We start from the raw sequence: 19,708 nt of genomic DNA, 5'->3' as shown, positions 1-19,708 counted from the left end.
GGCCCGGCGATATCGTCCACCGGCGCAAACGAAATATGCGAAATAACCAAAACAGTCGAAACGGAGGGAGGCTCCCGGGTTTGCGGTAGCTAGATACCGCTCGAACCTGGGGCCACACCGCTCATGACGCGCCACTTCAGCGCGGGGGTTACCCCGCGCGCAGTGGCGCGCCCCCGGCAATGACTAGAGTTCGATCTGGCGGATGCCGCCGCGCGGGCGGCCGGCCTCGATCTCCTGCCACAGGACCTCGTGGCCCTGGGGCAGGGGGCGGTTGTTGCGCATGGTGAGCCAGAGACGCAGCAGCATGCGGTCATGGCCGCTCGAGGCGTCGTCTTCGAACGGCGTGCGGCCGTGATAGGTGACGTGGCTGTTGATGAGCTGCAGGTCGCCGGGCTCGAGCGTCATCTCGAAGCACAGCTCCTCGGCAGTCTTCATCAGCACGTCGATCGCCTCGCGCTGGGCGTCGGTGAGCTTCGGCACGCCGGGCGCCATCTGCGCCGCCTCGATGAAGGTCAGCGAATAGTGCGAGGTGAACTTGCCGTCGCGCAGGCCGAAGATCGGCAGCGGGTAGGCGGTCTCGCGCGTCGTCGCCTCGCCGTCCTTCTGGGTGCCCTCCTCGCCGAAGCGGCTGCGCCAGTAATCCTGGAACAGCAGTTCGAGCAGGTCGGGCCGGCGCTCCAGCATCGCGTTGTGAATGGCGGGCGTCGACGCAAGCTTGCTGACGCCGCCGGCGCGCGCCTGGCGCACGCACAGCAGGGTCACGACGTCGGTGCGGTCGGTATGGAAGCGAAGCGCGCCGTTGGTCAGCGTGCGGGCGTAGGACGAGAGGAAGGTCGAACCTTTCTCGTCCTTGGTCTCGCCGTAGGTTCGGCCGACATGGGCACCCTCGTCGCGAATGGCGCGCATCAGCTCGCCGTTGCGGTTCTGGAACACGGGCGTGCCGACATGTGTGCCGATGGCGAAGTAGAGGCGCCGCAGGTCCTCCTCGCTGTAGCGGCCGACCGGAATGCCGCGCAGCTTCACGATGCCGCTGCCATTCTCCAGCTCGTCGGCGATGTCGTCGAACAGCTCGTCGAGGGTCGGCAGGTGGAAATCTCCGCGCGTGATCTCGGACCATTCCATGCCACGCAGGCCCTTGAGGGCGGCATCGAGTTCGTCGATCCCATCGGGTGTCAGAGTGCGAATCCAGCGCGTGGAATTCTTGATGTCCTGGCCATGCCAGACGGACGGACCGGTAAGGGGGATGCGGCTGCTCATACCGTTCAGACTAGCAGACCGGGACCCCGGTTGCTCAACGGTCAATCGGTCACGTCAGTGCGCGGTCTGGGAAAATTCTCGATCAGAACAACGCCTTGCGCATGTTGATCGAGGTCGGCTGATCGAAACCCGGATGGGCCTCGCGCGATGTCTCGCGGTAGCCGAGCGCCTGGAAGAGGCGCTGGTTGTCCGTGAGCACGATGCGCACGCCCAGGCGTACGCCGGAAAGGCCGCGCCTGCGGGCTTCGGCCTCGACCGCGTCGATCAATCGCTTCGCCAGACCCTGGCCGCGTCCCGAGGGCATGACCGAGAGACGGCCAAAATACAAATCGCCCTCGACCTCTTCGACCAGCACGCAGCCCACCATCTCGCCGTTCCGCTCCGCGACGATCGCGCCGGTGCCCCGTTCGAGTTCGGCGGCAATGTTCTCGGGCGTCTCGCGAAAGGCGCCGGACTCCGGCACGAGCCTTCCGCGATATTGGGCGAACGACGCGGCGATTACGGTGGCGATCGCGGCCGCATCGCCGGCGGTCCCGGTGCGCAGGACGAGGGTGTCGATCATGCGCACTTTCTCGCGTAGGCTCCGCGCAAAATCGAGAGGAAAAAGTACATGGCCTTGATCACCTACCTGACCCGTATCCAGTTCGACTTCGGCGCGCTGAAGCTGCTCGAGGCCGAATTGCAGCTCATGGGCATGCGCCGCCCGCTGATCGTCACCGATAAGGGCGTCATCGCGGCCGGCCTGTGGGCCAAGGTCAAGGAACAGCTGCCCGGCAACATGCCGATCACGATCTACGACGGCACGCCGGAGAACCCGACGGAAGCCGCCATGCGCGACGCGCTCAAGATCTACAAGGAAGAGGGCTGCGACGGCATCATCGCCATCGGCGGCGGCTCGCCGATGGATCTCGCCAAGGCCGTCGCGCTGATGGCGACGCATCCCGGCCCGTCGTTGCAGGCCTATTCGTTCGTCGAGGGTGGGGCGGGCAAGATCACCGCGGCGGTGGCGCCCATGGTTGCGATCCCGACGACCTCCGGCACCGGCAGCGAAGTGAGCCGCGGCGGCGTCATCATCATGGATTCGGGCCGCAAGCTCGCCATTGGCAGTCCCTACCTGATCCCGCGGCTGGCGCTGATCGATCCGGAACTGACGATGAGCCTGCCGCCGCATCTCACGGCCGGCACCGGCATGGATGCGCTCACGCACAATATCGAATGCTACCTCGCCAACGTCTTCAATCCGCCGGCCGACTCGATCGCACTCGACGGCCTGGAGAAGGCCTGGAAGTACGTCGAGCGTGCGACCAGGGACGGGCAGGATCGCGAGGCGCGCTACAACATGGCGGTCGCCGCCATGGAGGGCGCCATGGTGTTCCAGAAGGGCCTGGGCGCCGTGCACGCGCTCTCGCACCCGACCGGCGGCCTCAAGGGCTACCGCCTGCACCACGGCACGCTGAACGCGATCTATCTTCCCGCAGTGCTGCGCTTCAACGAGCCGGCGGTGGGCGACAAGTTCAAGCGCGTGGCGCAGGTGATGGGCCTGCCTGAAAGCGAAGCCAATGCCGACGGCGTGGCCAATGCGGTGTCGGCGCTCAACGAGCGGCTGGGCATCCCGAAGGGTCTGGGCGCGGCGGGGCTGGCGCAGGACACGATCGAGAAGATCGCCGACGGCGCGATGGGCGACCATTGCCACCTCTCGACGCCGCGCCAGCCGACCAAGGCGCAGTACATCGACCTGATCGAACAATCGTGGGGCTGACATGAAGGTCAAGGGCAAGGTCTGCGTCGTCACCGGCGCGGCGGGCGGCATCGGCGAGGCCATCGCGCGGCGCTTTGCGAAGGAAGGCGCCAAGGGGCTGGTCGTGGCTGACATGGATGCCGGCCGACTCGACAAGGTGGCCAGGGACATCGGCGCCCTCGCGGTGGCGGGCGACATCGGGCAGGAAGCCGAGGTGAAGCGGCTTATCGCCGAGACGGAGAAGAAGTACGGCGAGATCGACATCTTCTTCTCCAACGCCGGCATCGGCCGCGGCGGCCACGAGGATGCGACCGACAAGGACTGGGCCGATTCCTGGGCGATCCACGTCATGGCGCATGTCTATGCCGCACGGGCGCTGGTGCCGCAGATGCTGAAGCGCGGCGAGGGCTATCTGCTCAACACAGCGAGCGCGGCCGGCCTGCTGGCCTCGATGGGCTCGGCGCCCTACGGCGTCACCAAGCAGGCGGGCGTGGCGCTGGCCGAGCATCTGTCCATCCAGTACGGCGACCGCGGCATCCGCGTTTCCGTGCTCTGCCCTCAGGCGGTCGACACCAACATGCTGCGCATGGCCGGTGCGACCGCGGCTTCGGTCGACGGCGTGATCAACACCGACGCGGTGGCCCAGACGGTGATCGAGGCGATGGACGAGGAGCGCTTCCTGATCCTGCCGCACCCCGAAGTGAAGGAATACATGGTGCGCAAGCTCGACCGCGACCGCTGGCTGCGCGGCATGCGCCGCCTGCGCGACAAGACGGGCGAGGGGCAGGAAAAGCGCTGAGCGACACCTACTTTTCCTCCCCGCCAAACGCAGGCAATCGCATATGAGGTAAAAGTCCCTCACTGCGGTCGGGATGACAATTTGTCTAGATTTGCGCAGTGCGCCAATCGGACAAATGGTGTCATCCCGACCGCAGTGAGGGACCTTTCGCTTTCTTGAAAAGTGAACTGCAACGGCGCTTCAGCTCACGTGCGATCGCCCTGCCGTCAAACGGGGGAGGAGACGCGCTGAGGCGCAATGTTGACGGTTCTCTCGCCTTCGTCGACACTCCGACCATCATGATGCGACTTACGACGTTTCGAGTTATTGGCTGATCCGCCGCCCGACGAGGGCCGCGGATCATCTTCGTCGAACGTCTTCTTCCTTCTCGAGTCCGTCGCTCCATGATCCCCTACATCCAATCCCTGTTCGCCGAGACCGGTCTGTGGACCGCGCTGGGCGTGACGCTGATCGCCGGCCTGATGCGCGGCTTCGCGGGCTTCGGCTCGGCGATGCTGATGGCGCCGATCTTCGCCATCCTGTTCGGCTCGGCCGAAATGGTGGTGACCGTCGTCGCCATCGAACTGGTTGTGTCGCTGCAGCTCTTCCCGCAGGTCCGCCGCCATGCCGACTGGAAACTGCTGACGCCGATGAGCCTCGCGGCGTGCCTGGCCATGCCCGCAGGCGTCTGGCTGCTGGCGAGTGTCGACAAGAACACGATCGTAACGGCGGTGTCGGCCGTGATCGTGGCCTTCGTGCTGCTGATGTGGACCGGCTGGAAATACACCGGCCGGCGGTCGACCGTGGCTACCTTGATTGTCGGCGCCGTCTCGGGCGCGATGATGGCGACGACCAGCGTCGGCGGGCCGCCGGTGCTGCTTTATCTCCTGTCGGGCAACGATCCGCCGCAGGTCAACCGCGCCAACATCGTCACCTACTATTTCCTGACGCAGTTCCTGCTGATCGTGATCGTGCTGGCGACCGGCGTGGCGGGAGTCGATGCGCTGGTCCGCGCGGTCGTGCTGTTCCCGGTCATGGTCGTGGGCGCCTGGGCCGGCGGGCGGATGTTCCACGGTCTCGCCAGCGAGCGGCTTTACCGAAACGTCGCCCTCACGATCCTATTCCTGACCGGCCTGTTCGGTCTTTTGAGGAACTGGCTGGTGAGCTGAGAGACGGTGTAAGATGCATCAGCCATGGAGATTTGCATGCGTATCATCGCCGCCGGATTTACTGCTCTCGTCCTGACCGTGGGCCTGTCGTCCGCCTCCCGCGCCGACGACCTTCTGAAGGAGTGCATGGTCACGGCCTCCGAGAAGATGTGCCAGTGCATCATCGGGCGCATCCCCGCCGACCAGCGCGCCAACGCGATCCTCGGCCTGCGCAAGTCGAACCAGTCGGTGAGTGTGAGCGGCAACCTGCTCAACCCGTCGAACCTGTCACCGCAGGAAATGCAGGGCCTGAACGCGGTCGTCGCGGCCCAGGCGTACTGCATGTAGCCTGCGAGACTTCAGGCGCTCCGCAATCCTCTAGGCTTGCGCTGAACGTCGCGTTATCTTGCCGCCCATAGAGTTGATGCCGGTTAACGGCGCGATCCATGGGAGGGCCTGAATGGCACTGTTTTCACGCAGATTTGGTCTGGTGGCGGCGCTCGCCGTCGGTCTGGCGGCTCCGGTCTTCGCCCAGGCGCCGGCCGCGACACCGGTGCGCGGCGGCGCCCTGACGATCGGCGTCGAGAGCGACTTCGAAGGCTTCGATCCGGTCCGCGCCGGCGTCTATTCCAATTCGACGGTGACGGCGGCTTCGCTGTTCTACGAGACGCTGATGCGGCTCGACGACAAGGGCAACCTGCTGCCGGCGCTCGCTTTGTCGATGACGCCCAACGAGGATGGCAGCGTCTGGACGGCCAAGATCCGACCGAATGTGAAATGGCACGACGGTACGCCGTTCACCGCCCAGGCCGTGGCCGACCATTTCAACCGCCTGCTCGATCCGGCGAACCGCTTCGCCGGCCGCGCCTATCTCGCCATCGACAAGGTCGAGGCGCCGGACGATCTGACCGCCGTGTTCAAGATGCGCGGGCCCAATGCCGCCCTGCCGCGAACGCTGGCGCAGCCCACGGTCACGACGCTGATCATCTCGGTGAAGGCTGCCCAGGAGAAGGGCGCCGACTACAACCGCAATCCCGTCGGCACCGGCCCGTTCGTGTTCAAGGAATGGCGCGCCGCCGACCGGCTGGTTGCCGAGCGCAACCCCGACTACTGGGACAAGGACAGGCCCTATCTCGATCGCGTGACCGTGCGGCCGCTTCCCGATTCCGATGCCCGCTACGCCAGCCTGGTGAAGGGCGACGTCCAGGTGATCTGGGAGGATCGCGCCGAGAACATCGTCAAGGCCAAGAAGGACAAGAACCTGCGTGTGCTGACCTGGGTGGGCAGCGGCGCGCTCGTCATTCCGCTGAACACCCAGCGCGAGCCGCTGAACGACAAGCGCGTGCGCCAGGCCGTCTCGATGGCCCTGAACCGCAAGGCCAACGCCGCCGTGCTGACCCAGGGTCTTCGTCCCGTCTACGACGATCCGTATGGGCCGAGCTCGGGTATAGAGTGCAAGGATAGCGGGGCGCTGAAGTACGATCCGGCAGCGGCGCGCAAGCTGATCGCGGACTACGGCAAGCCCGTGAAGCTGACGATGACGGTCACCGCCTCACCGCGCGGCCGCGAGGGCGCACAGGTCTTCCAGGCCGATATGAAGAAGGCCGGCATCGACGTCGAGATCAAGCCGGTCGACCAGACGCAGCTGGTGAAGGAGGCGCTCACGCGCGACTTCCAGGTCACCGGCTGGCGCATCATCGACCTGGCCGACGTCGATCCGCAGATGTTCGCCAATTTCCACTCCAAGAGCCCGATCAACTTCTCCGGCTACAACAATGCCGAAGTCGACCGGCTGCTGCTGGTCGGTCGCACCAGCCTCGACGAGAACAAGCGCAAGGCAGCCTACTGCGACCTCATCAAGATCCTGAACGACGACGCGGTCTGGCTGTGGTCCGGCAGCAACATCGACTTCGCCATCACCCGCGCCAACGTGCATGGCATTCCGGGGCTGCGCGGCGGCGCCGTACAGGTCGAGGGCGCGTGGCTCACCAAGTAGGGATGGTGTCGAGTCGGGTAGCGTAGGCGTTTCCGATGTCGTGGCTCATGCGCCAGGTGGTGCGGCTGGCGGTGGTGCTGTTCTGCGTCACCCTGCTGACCTACGTGATCGTGAACATCCTGCCGGGTGACGTGGCGATCGTGATCCTGGGGAGTCTCGCGACGCCCGAGGACATTGCGGGGCTGCGTGCCGATCTCGGCCTCGATCGACCGATGCTGGTTCGCTACTTCGACTGGCTCGGCTCGGCTCTGTCGGGCGACCTCGGCCGCTCCTACCGCAGCGGCGAGCCCGTGGTGCAGGCGATCCTCGACCGTCTGCCGGTGTCGCTTCAGCTCATGGTGATGGCGCAGGTCATCGCCCTGGGGATCGCGATACCGGTGGCCTTGCTTTCGGTGCGGCGGCCCGGCGGCCTTTTCGATCGCATTTCGGCCTCGGCCGCCTTCGGCTTCCTGGCGATGCCCAATTTCATGCTGGGCATCGTCCTCATCTACCTCTTCTCGGTCTCCTTCGACCTCTTGCCGGCGACCGGCTTCACGCCGATGTCGGAGGGCCTGTGGGACAATCTCGAATCGATGATCCTGCCGTCGCTGACCCTAGGCCTGATCGAGTGGACCGTGCTGATGCGCGTCCTGCGCTCGGACCTGCTGACCACGCTCAAGGAGGATTTCATCCTGCTGGCGCGGGCCAAGGGCCTGCCGCAATGGCGGGTCCTGCTGCAGCATGCGTTGCGTCCCTCGTCGTTCACTCTGATCACCATCCTCGGCCTCAATATCGGCGGGCTGATCGGCGGCGCGGTGATCGTGGAGCAGATCTTCGCCCTGCCCGGCGTCGGCAGGCTGCTGCTGGGCGGTATCTTCAACCGCGACCTGATCCTCGTGCAGGGCACCGTGGCCTTCATCGCGGTGGGCTTCGTGGTCATCAACTTCCTGGTCGACATGCTCTACGCCGTGCTCGACCCGAGGGTTCGTCATGTCCGCTTCCGCAGCTAAGGGCGCCGTCGTCGCCGCGACCCGGCCGCGCCGCCGCTGGCACTGGGCGCTCGCCCTGCCGATGGGCTGGATGCTGCTGGTGGTCTTCCTCGCGATAACGGCCGACTGGATCGGGCTGCCCGATCCGTCGGCGCAGGAACTCATCCTGCGTCGCAAGCCGCCCTCTGCCGAATTCCTGCTGGGCACCGACAATCTCGGACGCGACATGCTCTCGCGCGTGATCTACGGCGCCCGCACTTCCCTGATCGTCGGCATCTGCGCGCCGTTCCTGGGGTTCCTGATCGGCGGCGCAATCGGCATGAGCGCCGGCTATTTCCGCGGCAAGGTCGACCTGCTGGCGGTCGGCTTCATCGATATCCTGCTGGCTTTCCCGTCGCTCGTGCTGGCGCTCACCTTCACCGCCTATCTCGGGCAGAGCCTGTTCAACGTCACCCTGGCGCTGGGCATCCTGTCGATCCCGGCAGCGGCGCGGGTGTCGCGGGCCAATACGCTGGCCTGGGCCAACCGCGACTTTGTGCTGGCCGCCCGCACCGTCGGCGCCAGCGACTGGCGCATCCTGACGCGCGAGATCCTGCCCAACCTCCTGCCGCCGATGTTCGCCTTCTGGCTGGTGGCGATCAGCGTGATCATCGTGGCCGAAGGCGCGCTCTCCTTCCTGGGGCTCGGCATCCCGGCGCCGCAGCCGAGCTGGGGCGGCATGATCGCCGACGGGCGCGAGGCGCTCGACGTGGCGCCGCATACCGCGCTGATCCCGGCGGCGGTGATGTTCGCCACGGTCCTGTCGCTCAATTTCCTGGGGGACATGGTGCGTAACATGGTCGATCCGCGTAGGTCGGCGCTGTGAGTGTCCAGCCGGTGACGCAGGCGCCGCTCCTGTCGGTGCGCAACGCCCAGGTGAGCTTCTCCACCGTGCGCGGTCCCCTGCGCGCCGTCGATGGCGTGTCGTTCGACCTGCACGAGGGGCGGACGCTCGGCATCGTGGGCGAATCCGGATCGGGCAAGTCGGTGCTGGTGCGTTCGCTGATCGGGCTGGTCGGGGCAGGTTCGGGCGCCGGCGTGGCCGGCCAGGTCCTGTTCGAGGGACGCGATCTTCGCGGCCTGTCGCCGCGGGATTTTCGCAAGGTGCTGGGCACCGAGATCGGCATCGTGTTCCAGGATCCGATGACCTCGCTCAATCCGGTGATGAAGATCGGCCGCCAGATCGGGGAGGGGCTGCGGCTGAACCGCGGGCTGGACGCGAAGGCGGCCGCGCGCCGTGCCATCGAACTGCTGAACGAGGTCGGCATCCCCGAGCCGGACCGCCGTGCGCGGCAATATCCGCACGAAATGTCAGGTGGTATGCGCCAGCGCGTGGCCATCGCCATCGCGATTGCCTGCGCGCCCAAGCTCCTGATCGCCGACGAGCCGACAACGGCGCTCGACGTGACCGTGCAGCGCCAGATCCTCGACCTGCTGCAGGGCGAGCAGCGCCAGCGCGGCATGGCAATGATCCTGATCACCCACGATCTAGGCGTAGCCGCCGGCCGCAGCGACGACATCATGGTGATGTATGCCGGCCGCGCCGTGGAAACGGCCGCGACGCGCGACATCTTCCGTTCGCCGCGCATGCCCTACACGGAGGCGCTGCTACGCTCGCTGCCGCGGCTCACCGATCCGACGCACACGCGGCTCAGCGCCATTCCCGGCCGGCCGCCGGACCTGGCGCGGCGCAGCGGCGGGTGTGCCTTCGGACCGCGCTGCCTCTATCGCACGGAGCAATGCGACGCCGAGCAGCCGGCACTGACGATGGATGGCGCGCGCGGCTATGCCTGCTTCTATCCGCGCGGCGTGGAGCCGGGAGAGGCCGCATGAGCGATCTCCTCTTCATTGAGAATCTCGTGGTCGAATACCCGGTGGGAGGCGGCCGCCACGTCCATGCCGTGAGCGACGTCACGCTCTCGGTGAAGCAGGGCGAGACCCTGGGACTGGTCGGCGAGTCCGGCTCGGGAAAATCCTCGCTGGCGCGCGCTCTGCTGCAGCTGCCGCCGCCCAAGGCCGGCGCCGTGGTGTTCGACGGCCAGGACCTCACGAAGATGCGTGGCCAGGCGCTGCGGGCGGTGCGGCCGCGCCTTCAGATGATCTTCCAGGACCCGATTGCTTCGCTCAATCCGCGCCGCAGGGTCGCCGAGATCATCGCCGAGCCGCTGATCGTGTCGGGCGTGTCAGATGCCGCCGAACGCACCCGCCGCGTCCGCGCCGTGATGGAGGCGGTCGGGCTCGATCCCGACCTGGTCTGGAACAGAAGGCCGCACGAATTCTCCGGCGGCCAGTGCCAGCGCATCGCCATCGCGCGCGCGCTCGTGCTCGAGCCCAGCCTGATCGTGTGCGACGAACCGGTCTCGGCGCTCGACGTCTCGATCCGGGCGCAAATCGTCAATCTGCTGGAGGACATGAAGGCGCGGTTCGGCCTGACGCTCCTGTTCATCGCCCACGATCTGGCGGTGGTGAAGTCGGTGTCGGACCGGGTGGCGGTCATGTATCTCGGCCGGCTTTGCGAAGTGGCCGATTCGGACTCGCTGTTTGCCACGCCGGCGCATCCCTACACGGCGGCGTTGATGGCGGCGATCCCGGTGCCGGATCCGGACGTGCCTCTGGGCGATACCAAACTGAAGCCCGGCGACCCGCCCTCGCCGCTCGATCCACCCTCGGGTTGCCGCTTCCGCACGCGCTGCCCGCACGCGCAGCCGCGTTGCACGGACGAGGTGCCACCGCTGCGCCGGATCGCGGCTGGCCGCGAGGTCGCCTGTCACTTCCCACTGGTCGGCTGAGGCCGGCTACAGCGTGCGCGCGGTTGTGCCCTTGTAGAGGATCGGGCCGGTCGGGCGACCTGTCGGCGAGCCGCCGGAAGGCTCCAGTGTGATCTCGAAGAGCTGGTCGGCCGCGGTGGTCGGCAGGCGCTCGAGATCGAGGGAGGTCGCGCGGGCGCGGTCGAGCAGGCCGACCGATCGCGGTCCGATCTCGCGATTCCAGAGGGTCCAGACCTGCAGGCTGCGGCCCGTCGGCACGGCCATGTCGACGAGGGGGATCATCTCGACGCGTCCGTCGGCGAAGGCGTTCACGACCGCACCGGCCTGCCGCGTCGCATCGTCGATCAGGATCGCGACATAGACCGGCTTGCGGGCCGCCACCTCCTGCGCGTGACGCACGGTGACCGCGGTCACGATCGCCAAGGCAAAGGCGGCCGTCGTGGCAGACAGGGCGGCAATCCGGAGAGCGCCGAGGCTGCTCCAGAGCCGGTGAAGCAGACCGGGCGGCGAGACCGGCGCGGCCGCAGGAGCCGCGGCCGCCATGCCCGCCTCGATCCGGCGCCACAGATCATCGCTCGGCACGACCGGCTCGGCGGTGTCGTCGAAGGCGGCAAAGTGCTTCTGCCAGGCGGCCACCTCCCGCGCGAAGGCGGGGTCGGTTGCGAGGCGGTGCTCCGCGGCTGCGCGTGCCTCTGCGTCCAGCAGACCCAGGACGAATTCGGCGGCGTAGGGGCGATCGTCGCGGTCGGGCGTCATCCCATGCACTCCTGCAGGGAGACGAGGCCGCGGCGTATCCAGCTCTTGATGGTGCCAAGCGGCATGCCGAGGCGCCCCGCCAGCTCGCCGTGACTGAAGCCATGCACATAGGCCAAAACGATCGCATTGCGGCGGCCGGTATCGAGCTGTTCCAGGCAGTGCCGCAGGGCGCTGGACTCGGGCAGGCGCGACAGCGCCGAACCAGGTTCCGGCAATTCGTTGTCCCCTGGCTCATCGGGGCCGAAGCGCCGTTCGTCGCGCAGGATCGTCAACGCCTGGTTCCGCACGATCGTGTAGATCCAGGCGCGGGCGGAGCCGCGCGAGGGATCGTAGCTGCGCGCGCTGCGCCAGATGCGCATGAAAGCGTCGTGCGTCGCCTCTTCGGCAAGCTCCCGGCGGCGCAGGATGCGGATCGCCACGCCGACCATGCGGGCAGCCTCGAGATCGTAAATGACGCGCAGCGCAGACGATTCGCCGGCCGCGCATCGCACGATCGCGGCGGAAACTTCCGCTTCGAGCGCAGAATGATCGGGTGACAGAACTGCCGCCATCAGGGAGTACCCTTCCTCGCCCGGTCGTTTCAGCGCCGATCGAGAGCTGTCGGCACCGTTGTTTTTCTACCCTGAGAGTACTTGGGAAAACGGCAATTGGATGCATCGCACACTCGATGTCGAATTATTTTTCGCCCCTGCATCCAATCGAACCGGTCGGCCGGTATCCGCTGCATGACCCGCTCATGGGTCGGCAACGGATGGAGAAACCCAATGACAGTGAAGGCATTCCTGGCCGCTTCGACGGCCCTGGTGACGCTGGCCGGCACCGCGCAGGCCGCCGACGTCGCCGCTCTGGTCGGCAATGACACCATCGCCATCGTCGACACCGCGACCAAGAAGGCGACGAAGAAGATGAAGGTTGCCGGCGTCGAAGGCGCCCTGGTCGGCATCGATGTGCGGCCGGCCGACGGTATGCTCTACGCGCTGGCGGCGGACGGCACGCTCTACACCATCGCCATGGATGGCAAGGCCACGAAGAAGTCGAAGCTGGAGACGATGCTGCCGCCCGGCACATCGGCGACGGTGGACTTCAACCCGGTCGCCGACCGGCTGCGCGTCATCGGCAGCGACGGCACCAGCCTGCGGGTCAATGTCGACGACGGCAAGGTCATCAAGGACGGCAGCCTGAAATATGCCGACGGCGATGCCAACAAGGGCAAGGCGCCCAAGGTCATGGCCGGCGCCTATACCAACTCGGTCAAGGGCACGAAGGAAACCACGCTCCTCAACGTCGACACCACGACGGGCGCGCTGGTCAAGCAGGCGCCGCCGAACGACGGCATCCTCAATACGGTTGGCGCGCTCGGCCCGAAGGTCGACGTCGTCGCTTTCGACATCTGGTCTGACGGCACGAAGAACGAAGGCTGGGCCATGACCGGAGACCAGCTCTGGTCGATCGATCTGGCGACCGGCAAGGCCACGCCCGTGGCCAAGATCGAGGGTCTCGGCGGCGTCGTCACGGACATCGCCATCTTGCCGAAGATGTAGCGGCACGCCGAAACGAAAACGGCGGACCCTTGGGTCCGCCGTTCTTTCGTAACCGTGCCATTGGCATCGGTCTCGCCGATTGGTCGGAGCGAGAGGATTCGAACCTCCGGCCCCTAGCTCCCGAAGCTAGTGCTCTACCAGGCTGAGCTACGCTCCGTCAGGATTTGCGGACTCCGGCCCGCGGCGAGGCCGGGGTTATAGCCGCCACCCCGGTGGGTCGCAAGGGCCGAGCCCGCCCGCTATAGTCGCAGCCGAATTCGGGTGCGCGAGGGATAGATGGCGAAGGAAAAACGGCTGAAAATTGCGCTGATCGGCTACGGCGCCATCAGCCAGATGCTGTTCGACGTGTTTCGCGAGAAGAAGCCGCCCATCGATATCGTCGGTGTCCTGGTGCGGAAAGGCAGGGTCGCGGCCACCCAGAAGAAGCTCGGCAAGAAGGTCGCGGTCGTCGACGACTTGAAATCCCTGCTGAAGCTCAAGCCGGACGTCGTGGTCGAGGCGGCGAGCCAGCAGGCGGTACGCGACTGGGGCGAAACCATCCTGAAGAAGGGCATCGACTTCATGGTGATCGCCACCGGCGCCTACGGCGACCCGGCGCTGTGGAAGAAGCATCTGAAGGCGGCGGAAAAGGGCGGGGCGCGCCTGCGCCTCCCGGCGGGCGCCATCGCCGGCCTCGACGGGCTGCTCGCCATGCGGCTCGGAAAGCTTGAGCGGGTGAAATATATCTCGATCAAGCCGCCGCATGCCTGGACCGGCACGCCCGCCGAGACGGAGTTCGACCTGCCGTCGATCAAGGAGCCGACCGTGATCTTCCGCGGCACGCCCGCCGATGCCGGCCGGCTCTACCCGAAAAACGCCAATCTGGCGGTGACGGTGGCGCTCTGTGGCGCCGGTCTGGAGAAGACGGAAATCGAGCTGGTGGCGGATCCGACGCTGCCGCCGGGCACCAACGCCAGCAAGCTGGAGGTCGTCTCCGATTCAGGCGAGCTGAAGCTCGAGCGGCTGGGCCGCGCCATGCCGGACAATCCCAAGACCGGCGTCCTCACCGCCCTCACCATGGCGGACGACCTGATGAAGATCGTCCGCCACAGCGACTGGTAGGGATCAGCGCGGGCCGGGGCGGCCCATCGCCGCGCCCGCGTGATGGCCGAAGCCCATTCGCGGACGGTCGAGGATGGCCTTCTGCTCGGGCGTCAGCACGGCGACCAGCGCCGTCAGCGGGGGCTTAACCGCCTCGATCGTGGCGATGCGGGCCTTCATGACGTCCTCTTCCATCGTGAGACGCTCGAGATAGGTCGGGCGCTCCTTCATCTCGGTCGGCAGGGTCTGGCAGCGCGCCATCGACTTGGCGCTGGCCTCGTCGGCCACCTTCTCGAAGGCGGTCCAGGCCGTCATCTGCTCGGGCTTCAGCTCGAGCCGGGCCTTGAGGTAGGCACGGTCGCCGATACGGCGGGCGACCATGTCGACACACATAGACCTGGGCGAGAAGCTGCGCTCGGCGCGTTCAGCCCCGCGGCCCCGCTCGCCGCGCGGGCCGGGCGGCGGCGGTGCGGGCGGGGTGGCCTGGGCGAGTTCGATCGGATCGTCGCCCTCCAGGAGATCGAAGGCGGACGCTGGCGCGGTGAAGGCAAAGCCTGCCGCGAGGACGAAAGCGGTGGGCAGAAACAGGGAGCGGATCGACATCGGGAACCTCGCCGAAGAAGGGGTGGTTCCTGACGTACGGAGCGAGGACGCCTGGCGTGCCCGCAGCGAAGGTTAAGTTATGTAAAGTTCAACCGCTGCTCTGCCAGCCAGCGCGCGAATGCCTCGCGTTCCTCCGCTGTCATGTGCAGCCCCTCTTTGGTCCGCCGCCACAGAACATCCTCGGGATCGACGGCCCATTCGTCGCGCACCAGATGGCGCACCTCGACCTCGTAGAGCGACCCGCCGAAATGGCGGCCGAGATCGGCCACGGTCTTTACGTTCTCGAGCAGATCCTCGAGGCCCGAGCCATGGCGCCGGGCCAGGATACGCACCAGATCCTTCGGCAGGCCGGGCTTGTTGGCGACCGCGCCCTCCACGAACTTGTCGAAGGCCTCTTCGAAGGTCGGCGCGTCGGCCATCTCGCCGTCGTAGACGGCGCGGCCATCGGTCCACGGACCGCCCATCCGCGGGAAATAGGGCTGGAGGTCGCGCAGCGCGTGTTCCGCCAGGCGGCGATAGGTGGTGATCTTGCCCCCGAACACCGAGAGGATGGGGGCCTTGCCCTGCGGGGAGCCATCGACCTCGAGATGATAGTCGCGCGTCACCTTCGAAGGGTTGTCGTCACCGTCGTCGAACAGCGGTCGGACGCCGGAATAGGTCCAGACCACGTCTTCGGGTCGAACCGGCTTGGCCATGTAGCGGCTGGCGAGATCGCAGAGATAGGCGGTTTCCTCGGGCGAGCAGACCGGGTGCTCACCCTCCTCGACGGCGATGTCGGTTGTCCCGATCAGCGAGAAGGCACGCTCGTAGGGGATCACGAACACGATGCGATTGTCGCTGTTCTGAAGGATGAAGGCGTGGTCGCCGTCATAGAGCTTCGGCACGATGATGTGGCTGCCCTTCACGAGGCGCACGCGCTTGGGCGTCTTGATTTCGGTCTGTTCGTCGAGAAAGTGCTTCACCCAGGGGCCTGCGGCGTTCACGAGGGCGCGCGCCTTGAGATGCACGGGCGCGCCGCTGGGGCCCTCCAGGTGGATGTTCCAGAGCTTGCCGTCGTCGCTGCGGCGGGCCGAGACGCAGCGGTGGCGGGCATAGATCGCGGCCCCCATCTCGCGCGCCGACTTCAGGTTGGAGATCACCAGCCGCGCATCGTCCACCCAGGCGTCGGAATAGACGAAGCCCTTCTCGAAGATGGGCTTCAGGCCGGTCCCGAACTTCGACTTGGGCAGGTCGACCTGGATCGACTTGGGCAGGGTCATGTGCCAGTCGAGATGATCGTAGAGCCAGAGTCCGAGCCGCAGCATCCACCGCGGCCTCAGGTGCGGCTCGTAGGGCAGCACGAAGCGCAGCGGCCAGGAGAGGTGCGGCGCCTTGGCCAGCAGGACCTCGCGCTCCTGCAGCGCCTCGCGGACCAGGCGGAACTCGTAGGTTTCCAGATAGCGCAGGCCGCCGTGGATGAGCTTGGTCGCCTTCGAGGAGGTGGCGCTGGCGAAATCGTTCATCTCGCAGAGGCCGACCTTCAGCGCCCGACCCGCCGCGTCGCAGGCGATTCCCGCCCCGTTGATGCCGCCCCCGACCACGAACAGGTCGAGCGGCCGTTCCTCCGTTTCACTCATCGCCTACCTATAGCCCGCTTGACCGTGTTCTGCAGGAACCGCAAAAGGCCGCATGGGTTTCCTGCTCAAGATTGCGCTGTTCGGCCTTGCCTTGTACGGCGTGTACAGGACTTTCCGGCATTGGAAGGGTCTTTTCGACCGTTTCACCGGCAACGACCTGCCGCAGCGTCCGCCGTCCCCGCCGCCTGCCCCCGCGCGGCCTGAGCCGCCCGCCGCACCGGCGCGCAAACCCGTCGTCATCGAGGATACCGTCCAGTGCACCGGTTGCGGTGCTTATATTTCGACCACTGCCGAAAAATGCGGCCAGTGCGGTCGTCCACGGCTATAAGGCCGCAGCGCGCCACCAGCCTTGACCCGCTGGGGGCCGGAACCTATTTTGCCGCACCGCAAAAACGGCCATAAGTTGCGGAAATACAAGGCCTTTAGAGCTTCGGGGAATACCGGTGTCGAACCCCTCAGCAGCACGCGGGAAGCCGACGTGCTTTCAGGAACTGATTCTGACCCTGCAGGACTATTGGGCGGCCCAGGGCTGCCTGATTCTCCAGCCCTTCGACATGGAGATGGGCGCCGGTACCTTCCACACCGCGACGACCCTGCGGGCGCTCGGGCCGAAGCCCTGGTACGCGGCCTATGTGCAGCCGTCGCGTCGCCCCGGTGACGGTCGCTACGGCGAGAACCCGATGCGGCTGCAGCACTATTATCAGTTCCAGGCGATCCTGAAGCCGTCGCCGCCCGACATTCTCGAACGCTACCTGGGTTCGCTGCAGGCGATCGGCATCGACACGACGCTGCACGACATCCGCTTCGTCGAGGACGACTGGGAGAGCCCGACCCTGGGCGCCTGGGGGCTGGGCTGGGAAGTCTGGTGCGACGGCATGGAGATCACGCAGTTCACCTACTTCCAGCAGGTGGGCGGCATCGAGGTCGAGCTCGTCGCCGGCGAGATCACCTACGGCCTCGAGCGGCTGGCCATGTACCTGTTCGACAAGAAGTCGGTCTACGAGTTGCCGTACAATCGCGCCGACTCGGACGTGCCGCTGACCTATGGCGATGTGTTTCTGCAGAACGAGCGGGAGCAGTCGGCCTACAATTTCGAGCATGCCGACACCGAGATGCTGTTCCGCCACTTCGCAGACGCCGAAAAGGAAAGCGGCCGGCTGATCGAGAAGAAACTGCCGCTGCCGGCCTACGAGCAATGCATCAAGGCATCGCACGCCTTCAACCTGCTCGATGCCCGCGGTGTGATCAGCGTGGCGGAGCGACAGAGCTATATCCTGCGCGTGCGCGAACTCGCCAAGGCCTGCTGCGAAGCGTGGCTGGCGACGCAAACGAAGCCTGCCCTGAGCGTAGTCGAAGGGGCTGCCTGAGATGGCCGAGTTGCTTCTTGAACTGCTCTCCGAGGAAATTCCTGCGCGCATGCAGACGCGTGCGGCGGAAGATCTGAAGCGATTGATCTGTGACGGGCTGAAGGGCGCGGGCATCGGCTTCGAAAAGGCCCGGGCCTTCACGACGCCGCGGCGTCTCGCGCTGGTGGTCGAGGGCATCCCGGCCGTCCGGGATGATGTCAGCGAGGAAAAGCGCGGGCCGCGCGTCGGCGCGCCCGACCAGGCCGTGCAGGGCTTCCTGAAGGGCGCGGGCCTCGCCTCGCTCGACCAGGCCGAGAAGCGCGACACCGGCAAGGGCGAGTTCTGGTTCGCCGTGATCACGAAGAAGGGCGGGCCCACGGCCGAGACCCTCCCGGCGGTGATCGATGCCGCCCTGAAAGCGTTGCCGTGGCCCAAATCCATGAAGTGGGGCAGCGGCACCATGCACTGGGTGCGCCCGCTTCAGTCCATCGTCGCATTGTTCGACGGCAAGGTACTGAAAGGCGAGGTTTCACCGGGCGGCCAGATGGCGCCGATCGCCTTTGGCGCCATGACGCGCGGCCATCGCTTCCTGTCCAAGGGCACGTTCGAGGTCACGTGCTTCGTCGACTACGCGGCCAAACTGCGCGAGGCGCACGTCATCCTGGACGCCGCCGAACGCAAGGCGATCATCCTCGAGGGCGCGCGCAAGCTTTGCGCGGATGCGCAGATCACGCTGAACGAGGACGAGGGCCTGCTTGAGGAAGTGGCCGGCCTGACCGAATGGCCGGTGCCGATGCTGGGCGCCATCGACGCCCAGTTCATGGACGTGCCGCCGGAAGTGCTGATCGTCTCGATGAAGGTGCATCTGCGCTTCTTCACGACGGCCAAGGCCGACGGCACGCTGGCCAACCGGTTCGTCGTGGTGGCGAACAACGTGGCGCGCGACGGCGGCCAGACGATCGTCGCCGGCAACGAGCGCGTGCTGCGCGGCCGTCTCGCCGACGCCAAGTTCTTCTGGGAACAGGACCGCAAGACGACGTTGGAAAGCCGCCTGCCGTCGCTGAAGCAGGTGGTGTTCCATGCCAAGCTCGGCACCCAGGCCGCGAGGGTCGAGCGCATCGTCGCGCTGGCCGCCGAGATCGCGAAATCAGTTCCCGGCGCCGATGCCGCGGCCGTCGAGCAGGCCGCGCGGCTGTGCAAGACCGATCTCGTGAGCGGCATGGTGGGCGAGTTCCCCGAGCTGCAGGGCGTGATGGGTCGCTACTACGCGCTGCACGAAAAGCTGCCGGAATCGGTTGCCGACGCCATCGGCGATCATTACGCGCCGGCCGGGCCCAACGACCGCTGCCCCACGGCGCCGGTGTCGATCGCCGTCGCGCTGGCCGACAAGCTCGATGCGCTCACCTCGTTCTGGTCGATCGGCGAGAAGCCTACGGGCTCGCGCGATCCCTTCGCGCTGCGCCGCGCGGCGCTGGGAATCATCCGGATCGTGGTCGAAAACAAGCTTCGGCTGCCGCTCAGGCCGTTCCTCAAGGCCGATGACCTGCTGGCCTTCTTTGCCGAACGCCTCAAGGTGCAGATGCGCGAGAAGGGGGTCCGCCACGATGTGGTGGATGCCGTCGTCTCGCTGGGCGGTGAAGACGATCTCGTCCGGCTGCTGGCGAGGGTCGAGGCGTTGCAGGATTTCCTCGGCAGCGAGGCCGGCCGGAACCTGCTGACTGCCTATGGCCGTGCCGCCAACATCGTTCGGGCCGAGGAGAAGAAAGACAAGGGGCTGGCGGCGAAGATCGCCGGCGTGCCCGAGTCCGCTCTTCTAGAACAAGCCGAGGAGAAAGCCGTTGCTTCCGCCTTGGACCAGGTGGCGCATGCGGTGAAGCCGGCGCTCGCCGCCGAGGATTTCGCGGGCGCCATGGCGGCCTTCGCGGGCCTGCGCGGGCCGATCGACGCCCTGTTTGACAAGGTCACGGTCAACGTGACTGACAGGCCGGACGTTCGCCTGAACAGGCTGAAACTGCTCAACCAGATTCGCGCCACCATGGATGCGGTGGCCGATTTTTCGAAGATCGAGGGCTAA

General features: G+C 66.6%; 20 protein-coding genes and 1 tRNA gene. 14 read left to right on the top strand and 7 right to left on the bottom strand.

Features of this window, described 5'->3' with window-relative positions:
• Positions 1 to 183: 183 nt before the first annotated feature.
• Positions 184 to 1,257, bottom strand: a complete 1,074-nt coding sequence (locus ACQY78_RS09045) for a TauD/TfdA family dioxygenase (protein ID WP_428684804.1) — start codon at positions 1,255 to 1,257, stop codon at positions 184 to 186.
• Positions 1,258 to 1,339: 82 nt separating this feature from the next.
• Positions 1,340 to 1,819 (bottom strand): GNAT family N-acetyltransferase, encoded by a 480-nt coding sequence (locus tag ACQY78_RS09040; protein WP_428684802.1) that lies wholly within the window; start codon positions 1,817 to 1,819, stop codon positions 1,340 to 1,342.
• Between the two features lie 48 nt (positions 1,820 to 1,867).
• Between ACQY78_RS09040 and ACQY78_RS09035 the strand changes: the two genes are divergently transcribed.
• The 9 genes from ACQY78_RS09035 (at position 1,868) to ACQY78_RS08995 (ending at position 10,713) form a co-directional block, all read left to right on the top strand.
• A complete protein-coding gene (locus tag ACQY78_RS09035) occupies positions 1,868 to 3,016 on the top strand; it encodes an iron-containing alcohol dehydrogenase (protein WP_428684800.1) in 1,149 nt (382 codons plus the stop codon).
• 1 nt (position 3,017) lies between these two features.
• The gene (locus ACQY78_RS09030; RefSeq protein WP_428684798.1) at positions 3,018 to 3,794 is read left to right on the top strand and encodes an SDR family oxidoreductase; all 777 of its coding nucleotides are present in this window, start codon (positions 3,018 to 3,020) and stop codon (positions 3,792 to 3,794) included.
• Positions 3,795 to 4,177: 383 nt separating this feature from the next.
• On the top strand, positions 4,178 to 4,942 hold the full coding sequence (locus ACQY78_RS09025) for a sulfite exporter TauE/SafE family protein (protein ID WP_428684796.1): 765 nt from the start codon (positions 4,178 to 4,180) through the stop codon (positions 4,940 to 4,942).
• A gap of 36 nt (positions 4,943 to 4,978) precedes the next feature.
• Positions 4,979 to 5,269, top strand: a complete 291-nt coding sequence (locus tag ACQY78_RS09020) for a hypothetical protein (protein ID WP_428684794.1) — start codon at positions 4,979 to 4,981, stop codon at positions 5,267 to 5,269.
• A 112-nt stretch (positions 5,270 to 5,381) separates the two neighbouring features.
• Positions 5,382 to 6,917 (top strand): ABC transporter substrate-binding protein, encoded by a 1,536-nt coding sequence (locus ACQY78_RS09015; protein WP_428684792.1) that lies wholly within the window; start codon positions 5,382 to 5,384, stop codon positions 6,915 to 6,917.
• Positions 6,918 to 6,952: 35 nt separating this feature from the next.
• On the top strand, positions 6,953 to 7,906 hold the full coding sequence (locus ACQY78_RS09010; RefSeq protein ID WP_428684790.1) for an ABC transporter permease: 954 nt from the start codon (positions 6,953 to 6,955) through the stop codon (positions 7,904 to 7,906).
• On the top strand, positions 7,887 to 8,750 hold the full coding sequence (locus ACQY78_RS09005) for an ABC transporter permease (protein ID WP_428684788.1): 864 nt from the start codon (positions 7,887 to 7,889) through the stop codon (positions 8,748 to 8,750). Before ACQY78_RS09010 ends, ACQY78_RS09005 begins: the two co-directional genes overlap by 20 nt.
• The gene (locus ACQY78_RS09000) at positions 8,747 to 9,757 is read left to right on the top strand and encodes an ABC transporter ATP-binding protein (RefSeq protein ID WP_428684786.1); all 1,011 of its coding nucleotides are present in this window, start codon (positions 8,747 to 8,749) and stop codon (positions 9,755 to 9,757) included. Before ACQY78_RS09005 ends, ACQY78_RS09000 begins: the two co-directional genes overlap by 4 nt.
• Positions 9,754 to 10,713: an ABC transporter ATP-binding protein gene (locus tag ACQY78_RS08995; protein WP_428684784.1), complete on the top strand. Its 960-nt coding sequence runs from the start codon at positions 9,754 to 9,756 to the stop codon at positions 10,711 to 10,713. The genes ACQY78_RS09000 and ACQY78_RS08995 overlap by 4 nt, the downstream gene beginning before the upstream one ends.
• Positions 10,714 to 10,719: 6 nt before the next feature.
• On the opposite strand, the gene ACQY78_RS08990 is transcribed toward ACQY78_RS08995, so the two are convergent.
• Positions 10,720 to 11,448, bottom strand: coding sequence for an anti-sigma factor (locus ACQY78_RS08990; protein WP_428684782.1), 729 nt, complete (start codon positions 11,446 to 11,448; stop codon positions 10,720 to 10,722).
• On the bottom strand, positions 11,445 to 11,999 hold the full coding sequence (locus tag ACQY78_RS08985) for a sigma-70 family RNA polymerase sigma factor (RefSeq protein WP_428684780.1): 555 nt from the start codon (positions 11,997 to 11,999) through the stop codon (positions 11,445 to 11,447). The genes ACQY78_RS08990 and ACQY78_RS08985 overlap by 4 nt, the downstream gene beginning before the upstream one ends.
• 213 nt (positions 12,000 to 12,212) lie before the next feature.
• Between ACQY78_RS08985 and ACQY78_RS08980 the strand changes: the two genes are divergently transcribed.
• On the top strand, positions 12,213 to 12,989 hold the full coding sequence (locus tag ACQY78_RS08980) for a DUF4394 domain-containing protein (protein ID WP_428684778.1): 777 nt from the start codon (positions 12,213 to 12,215) through the stop codon (positions 12,987 to 12,989).
• 80 nt (positions 12,990 to 13,069) lie between these two features.
• Here the strand turns inward: ACQY78_RS08980 and ACQY78_RS08975 are convergent.
• A tRNA-Pro gene (locus ACQY78_RS08975) sits at positions 13,070 to 13,146 on the bottom strand.
• 119 nt (positions 13,147 to 13,265) lie between these two features.
• On the opposite strand from ACQY78_RS08975, the gene ACQY78_RS08970 reads away from it, so the two are divergent.
• The gene (locus tag ACQY78_RS08970) at positions 13,266 to 14,090 is read left to right on the top strand and encodes an aspartate dehydrogenase (protein WP_428684776.1); all 825 of its coding nucleotides are present in this window, start codon (positions 13,266 to 13,268) and stop codon (positions 14,088 to 14,090) included.
• Between the two features lie 3 nt (positions 14,091 to 14,093).
• On the opposite strand, the gene ACQY78_RS08965 is transcribed toward ACQY78_RS08970, so the two are convergent.
• Together ACQY78_RS08965 and glpD are read right to left on the bottom strand one after the other, a co-directional pair.
• Positions 14,094 to 14,672, bottom strand: coding sequence for a Spy/CpxP family protein refolding chaperone (locus ACQY78_RS08965; RefSeq protein ID WP_428684775.1), 579 nt, complete (start codon positions 14,670 to 14,672; stop codon positions 14,094 to 14,096).
• 77 nt (positions 14,673 to 14,749) lie between these two features.
• Positions 14,750 to 16,288, bottom strand: coding sequence for a glycerol-3-phosphate dehydrogenase (gene glpD, locus ACQY78_RS08960; RefSeq protein ID WP_428684773.1), 1,539 nt, complete (start codon positions 16,286 to 16,288; stop codon positions 14,750 to 14,752).
• Positions 16,289 to 16,340: 52 nt separating this feature from the next.
• On the opposite strand from glpD, the gene ACQY78_RS08955 reads away from it, so the two are divergent.
• From ACQY78_RS08955 to glyS, 3 genes are all read left to right on the top strand, one after another.
• Complete coding sequence (locus tag ACQY78_RS08955; RefSeq protein WP_428684771.1) at positions 16,341 to 16,616, top strand: hypothetical protein; 276 nt, start codon at positions 16,341 to 16,343, stop codon at positions 16,614 to 16,616.
• A 109-nt stretch (positions 16,617 to 16,725) separates the two neighbouring features.
• Positions 16,726 to 17,655 (top strand): glycine--tRNA ligase subunit alpha, encoded by a 930-nt coding sequence (locus ACQY78_RS08950; protein WP_428686343.1) that lies wholly within the window; start codon positions 16,726 to 16,728, stop codon positions 17,653 to 17,655.
• A gap of 1 nt (position 17,656) precedes the next feature.
• Complete coding sequence (glyS, locus tag ACQY78_RS08945) at positions 17,657 to 19,708, top strand: glycine--tRNA ligase subunit beta (RefSeq protein WP_428684769.1); 2,052 nt, start codon at positions 17,657 to 17,659, stop codon at positions 19,706 to 19,708.

This window comes from Reyranella sp. (assembly GCF_965279625.1).
Lineage (GTDB): Bacteria > Pseudomonadota > Alphaproteobacteria > Reyranellales > Reyranellaceae > Reyranella.
Note: the sequence above shows the minus strand (reverse complement) of the source record. Positions and strands in the feature narration are given on the sequence as shown.